The following is a 15,243-nucleotide window of genomic DNA, read 5'->3' as shown; positions in this document are numbered from 1 at the left end:
CTGATGAACTATATAAAAAATCCGCAGCAGATCGAGCAAAACAGCTTTGTGATTATCGGCGATATCATTGCTGAACAGCGGCCTGATTATCACTTCGCCAGTGAGATGCACCAAGCGGTGATCAAACGGGTTATCCACACCACCGCCGATTTTGACTGGCTGGATATTTTGCACTTCTCGCCGCAGGTGTTGACCCAGATTACCGAGGGCATCCAACGGGGGTGCACTCTCTACACCGACACCACCATGGCGATGTCCGGCATCAATAAAACGCTACTCAAGCAGATGGGCTGTGAATGCCGCTGCTATATCAGTGACCCACGGGTGGTAGAAAGCGCGCCGCAACAGGGCATCACCCGTTCGATGGCGGCGGTGGATGTGGCGCTGGCAGAAGCGGGCGAAAAACTCTTTGTGTTCGGCAATGCGCCTACCGCGCTATTCCGTCTGCTGGAGCGGCAAGCCACGCCGGTGGCGGTGATTGGCGTGCCGGTCGGTTTTGTCGGCGCGGCTGAATCCAAAGATGCCTTGGCGGCAAGTGATTTGCCCTGTATCGCCGCGTTGGGGCGCAAAGGCGGCAGCAATGTGGCGGCGGCTATCATCAACGCCATCCTCTACCAGTTACGGGGGCCGCTATGAGTGATGTTGCCCTGAGTGACAATCAAGCGCGGCAAAATCAGCCATTGGATAGCATTTGGCATAACGGCAAGGAGTACCGCAAAGGCTACACCACCGGGTCTTGTGCCACGGCGGCAGCGAAAGTGGCAGCGTTAATGGTGTTGCGCCAGCAAGTGATTGATCAGATTTCCATTGTCACCCCTTCCGGCATCACCTTGAGCCTGAATGTCGAGCAGCCGCTGATTGAGGGCCAGCAAGCCACGGCGGCGATCCGCAAAGATGGCGGTGATGATGTCGATGCCACTCACGGCATGCTGATTTTCGCCCGCGTCACCCTCACTGAACAGCGTGAAATCACCCTGTGTGGCGGCGAAGGGGTGGGCAGGGTCACTCGCAAAGGCATTGGCCTGCCGGTGGGCAGCTCCGCCATTAATCGCACTCCCCGCCAGACCATCGAGGCGGCAGTGCGCGAGGTTATTGGCCCATTACGCGGTGCGACTATCGAGATCTTTGCGCCAGAGGGGGAAGAGCGGGCGAAGAAAACCTACAACGGGCGGCTGGGGATCCTCGGCGGCATCTCGATCATCGGCACCACCGGCATTGTCACGCCGATGTCGGAGGAGAGCTGGAAACGCTCACTGGCGCTGGAGCTAGAAATGAAGCGGGCGGCGGGGGAAGATCGCGTGATTCTGGTGCCGGGTAATCACGGCGAGCGCTTTGTGCGCGACCATCTGGGCTTGGATAGCCAGCGGGTGGTCACCATGAGCAACTTTGTCGGCTACATGTTGCAAGAGACGGTGCGGCTGGGTTTTCGTCAGGTACTGCTGGTGGGGCATCCCGGCAAATTGGTTAAAGTCGCCGCCGGGATCTTCCACACTCACAGCCATATAGCCGATGGGCGCATGGAGACACTGGTCGCCCATCTGGCGCTGATGGGTGCGCCCCATGCGCTGTTAGTTGAGGTGAATCAGTGCGATACCACCGAGGCAGCGATGGAGCTGATTGCAGAGCAGGGCTGGCAGGGGGTCTACACCCGCATCGCTGAGCGTATTGGTGAGCGTATCGCCGAGATGATGCGCTTCTCCGTTAACCCGCCGCAGTGCGACGCTATTTTATTCTCTTTCGATAATCAGGTGCTGGGCAGCAGCCGACCTCTGGATCAGATTTTGGAGGCGCTACGATGATTACTGTTGTGGGCATTGGCCCCGGTGATACCCAACATCTTACCCCAAGTGCGCTACGGGCCATCGATCAGGCCGAGGTGCTGGTGGGCGGCAAACGCCATCTGGCCACTTTCAGCGGTCATGGCCGCGAAACCCGCTTGTTGGATGCCGATCTGCTGGGCCTGTTGGAGTGGCTAGATAACCATAAACAGCGCGCCATTGTGGTGCTGGCTTCCGGCGATCCTCTGCTGTACGGCATCGGCAAACTGCTGGCGGCCAACTTCAACAGCGACGAACTGCATATCGTCCCCGGCATCAGCGCCATTCAATATCTGTGCGCCAAAGTGGCGCTGGATATGAATGACCTGTTCCTCACCAGCAGCCATGGTCGAGAGCCCGATTTTGACTGGATCTTCCAGCACGACAAAGTGGCGATGGTGACCGACGGCATTATTGGCCCGCGTGCCATTGCCGATGCGCTGCATCAACGCGGCCTGGTCCGCACCCTGATTATTGGTGAAAACCTCTCCCAGCCCAACGAACGTATTCACCGCCTGTCGGTGGAGCAAGTGGCGGCCCGTTACGAGATGAATGTGGTGGTGATCCTCAATGAGAGATGAGCTTTTTATTCGTGAACAAAATACACGCGGACGCACCGTGCCGATGACCAAAGAAGCGGTGCGCGCACTGGCACTGGAACGGCTGGAGTTATCCGCTGCCGCTCATCTGATTGATGTCGGCGCGGGAACGGGCAGTGTGGCGCTGGAAGCGGCGCTGCGCTTCCCCGATTTACGGGTGACAGCCATTGAGCGCAATCCGGCGGCACTGGAGTTGATTAGCGAAAACCGCCAGCAGCTAGGCTGCCGCAATGTTGAGATCATCGCGGGCGTAGCCCCGCTGCCACTGCCCGACAAAGCCGATGCCATTTTTATCGGCGGCAGCGGCGGCCATCTGACTGCGCTGATCGACTGGGCGCTGATGACGCTCAACCCCGATGGCCGTTTGGTGCTGACCTTTATTCTGCTCAACAACCTCAATGACGCATTGGGCCACTTACAGAGCTGCGCGGTGAGCCAGTTGGATTGCGTGCAGTTGCAACTCGCCAACCTGACGCCGCTGGGCAGCGGACACTATTTCAAACCTAATAATCCTACTTATCTTATTTCCTGCCACAAGGAGGCGCGCCATGTCTGAGCATCCTAATAACGTGCAAATCAACCAAATACCCTTGGATACCGCCCAGCCATGGGACACGCAAAAAGTCTGGTTTGTCGGCGCTGGGCCGGGTGACAAAGAGCTGATCACGCTAAAAGGCTACCGCTTGCTGCAACAGGCGCAGGTGGTTATCTATGCCGGATCGCTGATCAATACCGAGCTGCTGACGTATTGCTCGCCACAGGCGGAGTGCCACGACAGTGCGGGGCTGAATTTGGCGCAGATCATCACCTTGATGGTGGAGGGGGTGCAGGCGGGCAAGTTGGTGGTGCGACTGCAAACCGGGGACCTCTCGCTGTATGGCTCGATTCGTGAGCAGGGCGAAGTCTTGGGTGAACACGGCATTGGCTTTGTGTCGGTGCCGGGGGTCAGTGCATTCCTTGGCGCGGCGGCGCAACTGGGAGTGGAGTACACGGTGCCGGAAGTGGCGCAGAGCTTGATTATCACCCGCATCGAGGGGCGTACGCCGATGCCGCCGCTGGAGCAGTTGGAAGCCTTCGCCGCCCACCAAACCTCCATGGCGATCTTCCTCTCAGTGCAGGAGGTGGATCGGGTGGCCGAGCGATTAATCGCTGGCGGTTATCCCGCCACCACTCCAGTCGCAGTGGTGTACAAAGCCACGTGGGCGGAAAGCCGTACGGTGCGTGGCACCCTGACAGACATTGCCGAGCTGGTGCGGGCGGCTGCGATCAATAAAACCGCGCTGATTTTGGTGGGGGCCTTCTTGGGGGATGAGTACCACTACTCCAAACTCTATGACGCGGGGTTTAGCCATGAATACCGTCAAGCCTGAATCGATTGCGGTCTTTTGCCTGACCCCCGGCGGGGTGCGGTTGGCGCGGCGTTTGCAAACCCACTTACCGCTGACCTGTTTTACCAGTGACAAGCTGCTGGAGCCGGGCTTCTTGCCGTTTAACGGGACTTTTGGTGAGACCCTACGCGAGGCGTTTAAGCAGCACTCGGCGCTGGTGGTGGTCGGGGCCATTGGCCTGACGGTGCGGGTGATTGCGCCACTGGTGCATGACAAAATGACCGATCCTGCGGTGGTAGTGATTGATGAGCGTGGGCAGCACGTCATTAGTTTGCTCTCGGGCCACGTCGGCGGCGCGAACACGCTAACCCGCTATCTGGCGGGCATTTTGGGGGCGGATCCGGTGATTACCACCGCCACTGATGTCAACGAAATGGCGGCGCTGGACACTTTGGCAACCCAGTTGGATGCCGAAATGCAGGATTTCCGCCACGCGGTCAAAGTGGTCAATCAAATGCTGGTCAGCAGCCAAAAAGTGGGGCTGTGGTGGGATACGCCACTGCTGGCTGAACGGGCGCGCTGCGACACTCGAGGCTTTATCCCCGTCGACTCGCTGGACGATCTGCCCCCACTGGACGCCTTAGTCTGCATCAGCCTACGCGACAGCCTGCCGCTCTCTGCCGAGCAACAGCACGCTTTGCCGGTTTACAAACTGGTGCCACGCCGCGTGGTGGCGGGCATCGGTTGCCGCCGTGCCACTTCGCTGCAAACACTGGTGGAGCTGCTGCAACAGCAAATGGCAGAAAATCACTTTGATCTTATGGCGCTACGGGCCATTGGCAGCGTCACCATCAAAAAAGATGAACCAGCGCTCCATCAACTCGCACAGTGCTGGCGCGTGCCATTCGAACTCTTCAGTGTCGGCGAACTGAGCCGCCATGAACAACGTTTCCCCGCTTCTGAATTTGTCCGCCAAACGGTGGGTGTCGGCAGCGTTTCACAACCGGTCGCTTGGCTCATGAGCGACGGTAAATTGGTCGGCAATACTCTGCGTCAGCAGGGCGTCACCATCACTCTGGGAGTATCGCATTAATGTTAACCGTGATTGGCATCGGGCCGGGCAGTGAATCGATGATGACGCAGGACGCCATTGCGGCGATCCAAGAAGCTGAAATTATCGTCGGTTATAAAACCTACACCCATCTGGTCAAGTCGATGACCCAGGATAAGCAGGTGATCAAAACCGGCATGTGCAAAGAGATTGAGCGCTGTCAGGCGGCGATTGATCTGGCGCTGGCGGGCCATAAGGTGGCGCTGATCAGCAGCGGCGATGCTGGGATTTATGGTATGGCGGGGCTGGTGTTGGAGTTGGTCACCCAACAGCAGTTGGAGCTGGAAGTGCGGCTGGTGGCGGGGATCACCGCCAGTATCGCGGCGGCCTCCTTGTTGGGTGCGCCGCTGATGCATGATTTCTGTCATATCAGCCTGAGTGATTTGATGACCCCGTGGGCAGTGATTGAAAAACGCATTATCGCCGCCGCACAGGCCGATTTTGTGATCTGCTTCTACAACCCCCGCAGCCGGGGCCGCGAAGGCCATTTGGCACGGGCATTTGAGTTAATGCAGCCGTGGAAAAAATCCACCACGCCAGTGGGGGTGGTGAAAGCCGCTGGGCGTAAAAAGCAGGAGAAATGGATCACTACCTTAGGTGAGATGGATTTCGAACCCGTGGACATGACCAGTCTGGTGATTGTCGGTAATCAGGCCACCTATTGTCGCAACGGCCTGATGATCACCCCTCGGGGTTATTCATTATGACAGGGCATTCATTGTGACCAGCAACGGCCATCCACCGATCCACCTATTCGGTGGTACCAGCGATGCACGGTTGATTTGCCAACGCCTTGATGCTGCTGGCGAGCGCTATAGCCTGTCGGTTGCCACCGAGGCGGGTAAGCAACTGGCGGGGGATATTCGCGGCGAGGTGTTGGTCGGGCGCATGGATGCGGCGGCGATGGTGGATTTTCTGACCACCCGAGCAGTACGTTGGGTGATTGATGCCTCGCACCCCTACGCCGAGCGACTCAGTGACAATGTGGTCGCCGCCTGTGAACAGGCGAATGTGCCGCTGATCCGCTATCAGCGCCCAAGCGAAATTGACGCGCTCAATCATCCGCTGCTGCACAAAGTCGATAGCTTAGCCGCAGCTTGTGCGGTGGCTCAGGGGCTGGGGCCACGGGTGCTGCTTACCACTGGCAGCAAGCAACTGGCGGAGTATCAGCACGGGTTGGCAGGTAAAACGCTGCTGGCGCGGGTGCTGCCGACCGCCGAGGTGCTGAGTCAGTGTGAAGCACTGGGGCTGGGGGTGGACAATATTATCGCGCTGCGCGGGCCATTTAGCGCGCAATTCAATCAGGCGCTGTATGAGTATTGCCAGCCGGATGTGGTTATCACCAAGGAGTCCGGTGCACAGGGGGGTTATCAGGAGAAAGTGGCCCCCTGTCTGGCGCTGAATATCCCCTGCATTGTGGTGCGCCGTCCGGCGACGGTGGTCTTGGGCCGTATCGGGCAGCAAGTGACTTCATTAGATGAATTTAGCCAACATCTGACCCACTGGCAGCAATCTGATCCACGGGTAACCATCTGATCCACTGCAACAACAACGAGGACAATAAAATGAAAAAAGCACTGTTGGTGATCAGTTTTGGCACCAGTTACGAGCAGACCCGCCAGAAGAATATTGATGCCTGCGAGCAGCAGTTGGCAGCAGCTTATAGCGATCGCGATCTGTTCCGCGCCTTTACCTCGGAGATGATCATTCGCAAGCTGCGGAAACGTGATGGCCTGCTGATCAATAACCCGCGTGAAGCGTTGAAACAGCTGGTTGAGTTGGGCTATCAGGATGTCGCCATCCAATCGCTGCATGTGATCAATGGCGATGAGTACGAAAAAGTGGCCAATGAAGTGCGCGCCTTCGGCGACGTTTTCCACTCGCTGGTGCTGGGTACGCCGCTGCTGAGCAGCTTTGCCGATTACCAGCAGTTACTGGGCGCGCTGCAAGGGCAGATGCCCCCACTGGCAGCGGATGAACGAGTGGTATTTATGGGCCACGGGGCCAGCCATTTCGCCTTCTCCGCTTATGCCTGCCTTGATCATCTTATGACTTCGCTGAACTTCCCCGCCCTGGTCGGGGCGGTCGAAAGCTATCCGGAAATCAGCCATATCATCACCCGTCTACAGCAGCAGGGGGTGCGCAAAGTGCATTTGATGCCACTGATGCTGGTGGCCGGGGATCACGCCATCAACGACATGGCCTCTGACGAGCCGGACTCATGGCACTCCCAGTTGGAAGCCGCAGGGATTAGCGCTCAATCATGGCTGCAAGGATTAGGTGAAAACCCATTGATTCGCCAAATGTTCGTGGAACATCTGGATCACGCCCTACAACAGAAACAGCAGGAGGCAGCGTAATGAGCGGCAGACTTTATGCCTTAGGTGTCGGCCCCGGTGCCAGTGATTTGATTACGGTGCGCGCGGCGCGATTAATCGCCAAACTTGATGTGCTCTATGCCCCGGCAGGGCGCAAAGGCGGCGACAGCCTCGCACTCTCTATCGTGCGCGAATACTTGTCGCCCACCACTGAAATTCGCACCAGCCACTTCCCGATGAGTGCCGATGATAGCGAAAAACAGGCGGTGTGGGATGAGGTGGCACAACAGCTGCAAACCGAGGTCGCTAATGGGCGTCAGGTGGGCTTTATCACCCTTGGCGACTCAATGCTATTCAGCACTTGGGTGTTTTTGCTCGAACGCATTGGCCGCCCTGATTGGTTGGAGATTGTACCGGGGGTAACCTCCTTCGCCGCTATTGCTTCCCGCGCCGCCCTGCCATTGGCGATGGAGCAACAGTCGCTGGCGATTATGTCCTGCACCGCGCCGGAAGCAGAGCTGGAGCGAGCATTGCGCGATCACGACTGCGTGGTATTGATGAAAGTTTATGGCCGTTTTGCCCGCATTCAGGCGCTGTTGGCCCGTATGGAACTCTTCCCCCATGCGCTGTTGATGTCGGAAGCCTCGCTACCGGGGGAGGTGTGCTGGCGTCAGTTGGATAGCATTGCCGCTGACCAGCCATTGCCCTATTTCTCGACCATTTTAGTGAATAAGCAGCAATGCGTTAATGGATAACAGGTGAGTTAAATAGCGGTTAATGAATGTTAAATGACTCCCCAAACTCATCGGCGTTGCAGCTAACACCGCTGCGACTGCCAGTCAGCAGGGGAAAAGGAGTACAAAATGGAAAAACAGCTAAAAAAATTGTCATTTACGGGTCTGGCGATGGCCATCCTACTGACAATTGCCCCAAATGATGTTTTTGCGATGCACATTATGGAAGGTTTTTTACCGCCGATGTGGGCGCTGGCTTGGTGGGTGCTGTTCCTGCCATGCCTGTTTATGGGCCTGGTGCGTTTAAAGCAGATTGTGGCGGAAGACAGCAATCAGAAAGTATTACTGGCGCTGTGTGGTGCTTTTATATTTGTGCTCTCCGCGCTGAAAATTCCGTCCGTCACCGGTAGCTGCTCGCACCCGACGGGGGTTGGGTTGGCGGTCATTCTGTTCGGGCCCGTGGTGGTGGCAGTATTAGGGGCGATTGTGCTGCTGTTCCAGGCGCTGTTATTGGCGCACGGCGGGCTGACCACCTTGGGCGCGAATGGTATGTCGATGGCGGTGATTGGGCCAGTAGTGGGTTATCTGGTGTGGAAACTGGCCTGTAAAGCGGGGTTACGCCGTGATGTCGGGGTGTTCCTGTGTGCCATGCTCGCGGACTTAACCACTTACTTTGTCACCTCGGTCCAGCTCGGGCTGGCCTTCCCAGACCCACAATTTGGTGTCAGCGGTTCGATTATCAAATTTATGGGGGTGTTCTGCATCACCCAGATCCCGATTGCCATCGCCGAAGGCTTGCTGACAGTGATGATTTACGACCAATTGACTAAGCGCCAGTTGATTCACGCGGAGACTCACTAACATGAAAAAGACCCTTATCTTACTGGCGATGGTGATCGCACTGGTGATATTGCCGTTCTTTATCAATCACGGCGGTGAATATGGCGGCTCAGATGGCGAGGCCGAAGCTTTGATTCAGGTCACCGCGCCACACTATCAGCCATGGTTCACGCCGCTTTATGAACCGGCCAGCGGCGAGATCGAAAGTCTGCTGTTCACCCTGCAAGGCTCCATTGGTGCGGCGGTGATCTTCTATATCTTGGGCTACTACCGGGGGAAACGCGGTGAGCATGCTGGGGATTGATAAACTCAGTTATCAAAGCCGCTGGCGACAGGCCGATCCGATGGGAAAACTGGTGCTGTATGGGGTTTTCCTGCTGCTGGCCATGCTGAGCCCGCCAATGTATCAGGCGCTGCTGCTGCTGTTTATCGCCGCGCTGACCTGCTATTTGCTGCGGGTTGGCCCGCGCCGCTATCTGCGCTGGCTGGCGATCCCGCTCTCTTTCCTGCTGGTGGGGCTGGTGACCATTGTGTTATCGCTGGCCCGCCAACCGGAGAGCTTGTGGTGGGGGGTACAAATGGGCAACTGGTGGTTCGGCATCGATAGAGTCGGCCTCGCCACCGCCAATCAAACGTTGTGGCGCAGTCTGGCGGCACTGGCGGCCACCTTCTGGTTTGTGCTCAATACGCCATTTCCGCAACTGATTCAGCTATTGAAACGCTGCCATGCCCCCCGTTTGCTCACCGAGCAGATCCTGCTGACCTGGCGCTTTATCTTTATTTTGATCGAGGAGGCGGCGGCGATTCATCAGGCGCAGTCACTGCGATTTGGCTATATCTCGTTACCCACGGGTTACCGCTCACTGGCAATGCTGGTGGGTATGCTATTTACCCGCGTGATGATTCGCTATCAACAGATGGTCATCTCGCTGGATATGAAACTTTATCAGGGTGATTTTCACCTGTAAGGCAGGATCTGATGTTAGCCACCCGACAGTTAAGTTTCAGCTATCAGGATGAGCAGGTATTGCACGATCTGACACTGGATTTCAGTCAGCACGCGGTCACTGGTGTGCTGGGGGCCAACGGTTGCGGCAAATCCACACTGTTTATGAATTTGACTGGCATTTTGCAACCGCAGCAGGGGGCGGTACTGTGGCAAGATGAGCCGTTGAGCTACAAAAAAGCCCCGTTGCGGGCGCTACGCCAGCGGGTCACCACGGTGTTTCAAGATCCAGAACAGCAGATCTTTTATACCGATATCGACAGCGATATCGCCTTTAGTTTGCGCAATCTCGGGATGCCAGAGGCGATAATTGCCGAGCGGGTTGATCGGGCGCTGACTTTGGTGGATGCGCAGGGTTTTCGCCATAAATCGATCCAGCACTTGAGCCATGGGCAGAAAAAACGGGTGGCGATTGCCGGGGCGCTGGTGATGGAAGCGGAGTATCTGTTGCTGGATGAACCCACTGCCGGACTCGATCCCGCAGGCCGACAGCACATGATCAGCCTCATTGAGCGCATTGTGGCAGAAGGAAAACGGGTTATTCTATCCAGCCATGATATCGATCTGATTTATCAGGTTTGTGATTATCTTTATGTTCTCTCTCACGGTCACCTGATGATTGCGGGTGAAACCACTGACGTTTTCATGCAACAAGATAAACTGCAAGCCGCCGGTTTGGTTCAGCCATGGCTGGTTAAAATGCACACTGAATTGGGGTTGCCTTTGTGCAAAACCGAAGAACAACTTTTTGCGTTGATGCGTCAACGTGAAGCGGAGGAGGCGCGATGAGTTTATCGGCGACGAAGGCAGCGGCGACACATTTATCGATCATGGTGCAAGGCACGGCATCTGACGTCGGCAAAAGCGTGTTAGTGGCGGGGCTATGCCGCATTTTTATGCAGGATGGTTATCGCTGCGCACCTTTTAAATCGCAGAATATGGCGCTGAATTCGGGCATTACGCCGCAAGGCGAAGAGATGGGGCGGGCGCAGATTTTTCAGGCCGAAGCGGCGGGTATCGCCCCTGATGTGCGCATGAATCCGGTGCTGCTAAAACCCACCAGTGACCGCAAGGCGCAGGTGGTGTTGATGGGCAAAGTGGCCTGCAATATGGATGCGGTGGAGTACCACCAGTACAAACCGCAGTTGCAGCAGCAGATCAGCGAGGTTTACCACAGCTTAGCCCGCGAGTATGACGTGATGGTGCTAGAAGGGGCAGGCAGCCCCGCAGAAATCAACCTGCGCGATCGCGATATCGTCAATATGGGCATGGCGGCGATGGCAGATGCGCCCGTCTTGCTCGTGGCGGATATCGATCGCGGCGGTGTATTTGCCTCTATTTATGGCACGCTGGCGTTACTGCATCCCCATGAAAAAGCACGGGTCAAAGGGGTGATCATCAATAAGTTTCGTGGGGATATCGCGCTACTTAAACCCGGTCTGGAACAGATTGAAGCCCTGACGGATGTCCCGGTTTTGGGGGTGATGCCGTGGCTGGATATTGATTTGGAAGATGAAGATGGCGTGGCACTGCAAAATGGCAAATATGACGATGCGGATGAAAAGGCGCTGGATATTGCGGTGATTCGCCTGCCACACATTGCCAACTTTACCGATTTTAATGCCTTGGCCGCTCAGCCGGATGTGCGCTTACGCTATGTTTCGCAGCGCTCCACCTTGGGTCAACCGGACCTGATTATCCTGCCCGGCAGCAAAAATACGCTGGGTGATTTGCAGTGGCTGCATCATAGCGGGTTGGCGGCGGCCCTGCTGGCGCAACATCAACGGCAGGTGCCGGTTATCGGCATTTGCGGCGGCTATCAGATGCTGGGTAAGCGCATTGTCGATGGGGTGGAGTCGGGCGTCGAGCAGATGGACGGTTTGGGGTTATTGGATGTCGAAACCCAATTCGCGCCGGACAAAGTCACCACGCGGGTGAACGGTCACTGTCTGGCGGCGCTGCCGGGAATGCTGGCAAGTGCCGCTGAGCACCCACTGGAGGGCTATGAGATTCATATGGGCGTCTCTCATCTGGGGGCTGATGCCACCCCTTTTGCCCGCCTGACATTACGTAACGGGCAGGCGGAGCAGTGGGTCGATGGGGCGGTGAACGCTGACGGCAATGTGCTAGGCAGCTATATTCATGGCCTGTTTGACAGCCACGATTTTACTCGTGCGTTGCTCGACAATTTACGTCAGCGCAAAGGGCTGGCGGTGTTCGATGGCGTGACCGTCGATTACGCGCAACATAAGCAGCAACAGTTTGATCTTCTGGCGGCACAAATGCGCCAGCATATTGATATAGAACGTATTTATCAGCTAATGACAGCACATCAACAGGAGAGCGCGCAGTGATTTTGATTACCGGTGGGGCGCGTAGCGGGAAAAGTTCGCTGGCTGAGCGGCTCGCGGCGCAGGCGTGCGATCGGGTGTTTTACATCGCCACCTCGGTGGTGACCGATGGGGAAATGGCCGAGCGGGTTGCGCTACATCGCGCCACGCGTCCGGCACATTGGCGCACGTGGGAAGGGTATCGGGATCTTGGCACGGTACTGGATCAGCAAGTGGCGGCGGGCGAGGCGGTGATGCTCGAATGCATTACTACGCTAATCACCAACCTGCTGTTTGAACTGGCGGGCGACACGCCACCTGAGCAGATGGATTTTAGCCAGTTGGAAGTGGGGATTCAGCAACAGATCACCGATCTATTAGCCGCCTGCGCCCGCAGCTCAGCGCCGATCTATCTGGTCACCAATGAGCTGGGCATGGGGATCGTGCCGGAAAACCGCCTTGCGCGGCATTTTCGCGATATCGCTGGACGGGTCAATCAACGGCTGGCGGCAGCGGCGGATCAGGTGTTTTTAGTGGTTTCTGGTATTGAGGTCAAAATTAAATGAGCCTGCGGTTATTTCTCGCCACCTTGCAGTTTATGACCCGCATTCCGGTGCCTGAGCGTTGGACCCAAGGGTTGGCAATGGATCAATACGAACGCGGTATTGTGGGCTTCCCATTGATTGGCTTGATTGTTGGGGTGATCGGTGGTCTGGTCTTTACCTTGCTGGCCCCTTGGTGCGGCCTACCCTTGGCGGCGCTGGGCTATGTGCTGGCCTTGGCACTGGTTACCGGGGCTTTTCATCTCGATGGGTTGGCAGATACCTGTGATGGGGTGTTTTCCGCCCGTAAGCGCGAGCAGATGCTGGAGATCATGCGCGACAGCCGGCTCGGCACCAATGGCGGCTTGGCGCTGATCTTTATGGTGCTGGCGAAAGTGCTGGTGGTGAGCGAACTGGCGCTGCGCGATGTGTCGATGCTTGCCATGCTGACCGCCGCCTCAGTCGCGGGTCGCACGGTGATTGTGCTGCTGATGTACCGCCAGCGCTATGCTCGCGAAGGCAATGGGCTGGGCAACATTTACATTGGTAAAGTCACTGGCAGACAAACCGCCATCACCTTGGCGGGCGGCTTGATCTTGACATTACTCCTCGGCAAAGGCGCAGCGGTGCTGGCATTGGTGATCACCATAGCGGTGGTATGGCTGCTGGCAACCTATCTGCGCAGCCGCTTGGGTGGGCAGACCGGTGACACACTGGGGGCCGCTGCCGAAGTGGGCGAACTGGTGTTTTTACTGGCGTTGCTGTGATATCGCAACCCCCTGAACACTCTCAATAGTGGGCCATGCTATGCGACTTTTTCTGGTACGCCACGGACAAACCGAGGCCAATTTGCGCGGTGTTTTTTGCGGCCTGACCGATTTGCTGCTGACCCCACAGGGTGTGGAGCAGGCCGGACAGGTCGCCGCGTGGCTGGCGGAGGTAGATTTTACCCACGCGGTAAGCAGCCAATTGCTGCGCGCGCGCCATACCGCCGATATCGTGCTGGCGGGGCAGGAGATTAACGCCACTATCGATGCGCAATTGAATGAGATGAATTTCGGTGATTGGGAAATGCGCCATCACCGTGATTTACAACGTGAAGATCCCGCTGCCTGGGCGGCATGGGTGGCCGATTGGCAACAGGCCAGCCCCACCGGTGGGGAGTCTTTTCCACAGTTTTTGGCCCGCATCGAAGGGGCCGTTGAGCAACTCAAGTCAGTGCAAAATAACGACAATAATCGGCTATTGGTCGCCCATCAGGGGGTATTAAGCCTGATGTTGGCCCGTCTGCTAACGATGCCCGCAGCGGCCATGTGGCACTTTCATTTTGAGCAGGGGGCATACAGCGTGTTGGAGATCCATGACGGGTTTATCACGCTGCGTGCATTTAACAGTCGGGCTGTTTGGCAGCCTGCGACACGAGGTTAACGAGATGCACACACTTTCATCGATTTTGGCGAGAATTCCACCGTTAGACAGTAAAGCGATGGCGCGCGCCAAAGTGCGGCTGGACGGCTTGCTTAAGCCAACCGGTAGTCTGGGCCGCCTGGAGCAATTGGCGATCCAACTGGCGGGGATGCGCGGGTTATATGGCCATCAAGTCGATCGCAAGCAAATTATTGTGATGGCCGCTGATCACGGGGTCTACGACGAAGGTGTGGCGGTCTCACCCCGCGTGGTTACCATGGTTCAGGCGCTAAATATGGTGAAGGGCGTGACTGGCGTTTGTGTGCTCGCGGCCAATGCGGGTGTGGAAGTGAAGATTGTCGATGTGGGTATTGATAGCGAAACACTCCCCGGCGTGCTGGATATGAAAGTGGCCCGTGGCAGTGGCAACATCGCCCGTGAAGCGGCGATGACCCGCCAACAGGCAGAAGATTTACTGTTCGCCAGTGCGGCACTGACACTACAACAAGCCGCTGATGGGGTAAAAGTCTTTGGCGTCGGTGAGCTGGGGATGGCGAACACCACACCAGCTGCCGCGATGGTCAGCGTGTTTACCGACAGTGACCCCGAGCAGGTGGTGGGTATCGGGGCGAATTTCCCCAGCGAACAACTGCACCATAAAGTGGCGGTGGTGCGCCGCGCCATCGAAACCAATCAGCCGGATGCCAGTGATGGCATTGATGTGCTGGCAAAAGTCGGCGGCTTTGATTTGGTCGGTATGACCGGTGTGATGCTCGGCGCGGCAGCGGCGGGATTACCGGTGGTGCTGGATGGTTTCCTCTCTTATGCCTCCGCATTGGCGGCTTGCCGTATCGCACCCGGTGTGCGTGAATACCTGATTCCGTCCCATATGTCGGCAGAAAAAGGTGCGGTAATTGCCCTTCAGCACCTGCAACTGGAGCCGTATTTGCAGATGGGGATGCGCTTGGGTGAGGGCAGTGGGGCGGCCATCGCCATGCATTTGGTCGATGCAGCCTGTGCGATGTACAACAATATGGGGTCGTTAGCTGAGAGTCATATTGAGTTACCGACGTCCGGTGGCAAAAGAATTTAGCCCGTCATAATACGGCGGGATGGTGAATGGAACTATCCCGCTACCTCTATTCTTTATAATAAATCAGCTTCCATCTAATCAATGAATTTATATTAGCACCTGTTAACCTATTAGCCGT

The 15,243-nt window shown here is 56.9% G+C and carries 19 protein-coding genes; all 19 read left to right on the top strand.

Going from position 1 to position 15,243, the window contains the following annotated elements; genetic code table 11:
• The first annotated feature begins 3 nt into the window (after window positions 1-3).
• The 19 genes from ACZ76_RS01630 (at window position 4) to cobT (ending at window position 15,125) form a co-directional block, all read left to right on the top strand.
• Window positions 4-636, top strand: a complete 633-nt coding sequence (locus ACZ76_RS01630; protein WP_048616208.1) for a cobalt-precorrin-8 methylmutase — start codon at window positions 4-6, stop codon at window positions 634-636.
• Window positions 633-1,799 (top strand): cobalt-precorrin-5B (C(1))-methyltransferase CbiD, encoded by a 1,167-nt coding sequence (gene cbiD, locus ACZ76_RS01625; protein WP_048616206.1) that lies wholly within the window; start codon window positions 633-635, stop codon window positions 1,797-1,799. Before ACZ76_RS01630 ends, cbiD begins: the two co-directional genes overlap by 4 nt.
• The gene (locus tag ACZ76_RS01620) at window positions 1,796-2,398 is read left to right on the top strand and encodes a cobalt-precorrin-7 (C(5))-methyltransferase (protein WP_048616204.1); all 603 of its coding nucleotides are present in this window, start codon (window positions 1,796-1,798) and stop codon (window positions 2,396-2,398) included. Before cbiD ends, ACZ76_RS01620 begins: the two co-directional genes overlap by 4 nt.
• The gene (locus ACZ76_RS01615; RefSeq protein WP_048616202.1) at window positions 2,388-2,972 is read left to right on the top strand and encodes a decarboxylating cobalt-precorrin-6B (C(15))-methyltransferase; all 585 of its coding nucleotides are present in this window, start codon (window positions 2,388-2,390) and stop codon (window positions 2,970-2,972) included. The genes ACZ76_RS01620 and ACZ76_RS01615 overlap by 11 nt, the downstream gene beginning before the upstream one ends.
• Entirely contained in the window at window positions 2,965-3,786 is an 822-nt protein-coding gene (locus ACZ76_RS01610; RefSeq protein WP_048616200.1) for a cobalt-precorrin-4 methyltransferase, read from the top strand. Before ACZ76_RS01615 ends, ACZ76_RS01610 begins: the two co-directional genes overlap by 8 nt.
• Entirely contained in the window at window positions 3,767-4,837 is a 1,071-nt protein-coding gene (gene cbiG / locus ACZ76_RS01605) for a cobalt-precorrin 5A hydrolase (RefSeq protein ID WP_048616198.1), read from the top strand. Before ACZ76_RS01610 ends, cbiG begins: the two co-directional genes overlap by 20 nt.
• Window positions 4,837-5,562 (top strand): precorrin-3B C(17)-methyltransferase, encoded by a 726-nt coding sequence (locus ACZ76_RS01600; protein WP_048616196.1) that lies wholly within the window; start codon window positions 4,837-4,839, stop codon window positions 5,560-5,562. The genes cbiG and ACZ76_RS01600 overlap by 1 nt, the downstream gene beginning before the upstream one ends.
• A gap of 13 nt (window positions 5,563-5,575) precedes the next feature.
• The gene (locus ACZ76_RS01595) at window positions 5,576-6,391 is read left to right on the top strand and encodes a cobalt-precorrin-6A reductase (protein ID WP_048616194.1); all 816 of its coding nucleotides are present in this window, start codon (window positions 5,576-5,578) and stop codon (window positions 6,389-6,391) included.
• 29 nt (window positions 6,392-6,420) lie between these two features.
• On the top strand, window positions 6,421-7,215 hold the full coding sequence (gene cbiK / locus ACZ76_RS01590) for a sirohydrochlorin cobaltochelatase (protein ID WP_048616193.1): 795 nt from the start codon (window positions 6,421-6,423) through the stop codon (window positions 7,213-7,215).
• Window positions 7,215-7,928 (top strand): cobalt-factor II C(20)-methyltransferase, encoded by a 714-nt coding sequence (locus ACZ76_RS01585; RefSeq protein WP_048616191.1) that lies wholly within the window; start codon window positions 7,215-7,217, stop codon window positions 7,926-7,928. The genes cbiK and ACZ76_RS01585 overlap by 1 nt, the downstream gene beginning before the upstream one ends.
• A 108-nt stretch (window positions 7,929-8,036) precedes the next feature.
• Complete coding sequence (gene cbiM, locus ACZ76_RS01580) at window positions 8,037-8,768, top strand: cobalt ECF transporter S component CbiM (protein WP_048616189.1); 732 nt, start codon at window positions 8,037-8,039, stop codon at window positions 8,766-8,768.
• A 1-nt stretch (window position 8,769) separates the two neighbouring features.
• On the top strand, window positions 8,770-9,051 hold the full coding sequence (locus tag ACZ76_RS01575; protein ID WP_048616188.1) for an energy-coupling factor ABC transporter substrate-binding protein: 282 nt from the start codon (window positions 8,770-8,772) through the stop codon (window positions 9,049-9,051).
• A complete protein-coding gene (locus tag ACZ76_RS01570) occupies window positions 9,038-9,715 on the top strand; it encodes an energy-coupling factor ABC transporter transmembrane protein (RefSeq protein ID WP_048616186.1) in 678 nt (225 codons plus the stop codon). Before ACZ76_RS01575 ends, ACZ76_RS01570 begins: the two co-directional genes overlap by 14 nt.
• 11 nt (window positions 9,716-9,726) lie before the next feature.
• Window positions 9,727-10,542, top strand: coding sequence for an ATP-binding cassette domain-containing protein (locus ACZ76_RS01565; RefSeq protein ID WP_048616185.1), 816 nt, complete (start codon window positions 9,727-9,729; stop codon window positions 10,540-10,542).
• Between the two features lie 41 nt (window positions 10,543-10,583).
• Window positions 10,584-12,107, top strand: a complete 1,524-nt coding sequence (locus ACZ76_RS01560) for a cobyric acid synthase (RefSeq protein WP_048620148.1) — start codon at window positions 10,584-10,586, stop codon at window positions 12,105-12,107.
• A complete protein-coding gene (cobU, locus tag ACZ76_RS01555; protein ID WP_048616183.1) occupies window positions 12,104-12,649 on the top strand; it encodes a bifunctional adenosylcobinamide kinase/adenosylcobinamide-phosphate guanylyltransferase in 546 nt (181 codons plus the stop codon). Before ACZ76_RS01560 ends, cobU begins: the two co-directional genes overlap by 4 nt.
• A complete protein-coding gene (cobS, locus tag ACZ76_RS01550; RefSeq protein ID WP_048616181.1) occupies window positions 12,646-13,392 on the top strand; it encodes an adenosylcobinamide-GDP ribazoletransferase in 747 nt (248 codons plus the stop codon). Before cobU ends, cobS begins: the two co-directional genes overlap by 4 nt.
• A gap of 40 nt (window positions 13,393-13,432) precedes the next feature.
• Window positions 13,433-14,053, top strand: coding sequence for an adenosylcobalamin/alpha-ribazole phosphatase (locus ACZ76_RS01545; protein WP_048616179.1), 621 nt, complete (start codon window positions 13,433-13,435; stop codon window positions 14,051-14,053).
• Between the two features lie 4 nt (window positions 14,054-14,057).
• Window positions 14,058-15,125, top strand: a complete 1,068-nt coding sequence (gene cobT / locus ACZ76_RS01540; RefSeq protein WP_048616177.1) for a nicotinate-nucleotide--dimethylbenzimidazole phosphoribosyltransferase — start codon at window positions 14,058-14,060, stop codon at window positions 15,123-15,125.
• Window positions 15,126-15,243 lie beyond the last annotated feature (118 nt).

The sequence above is a fragment of the Yersinia aleksiciae genome (genome assembly GCF_001047675.1).
Classification (GTDB): Bacteria; Pseudomonadota; Gammaproteobacteria; order Enterobacterales; family Enterobacteriaceae; genus Yersinia; species Yersinia aleksiciae.
This window is presented reverse-complemented; position numbering and strand designations above follow the sequence as displayed.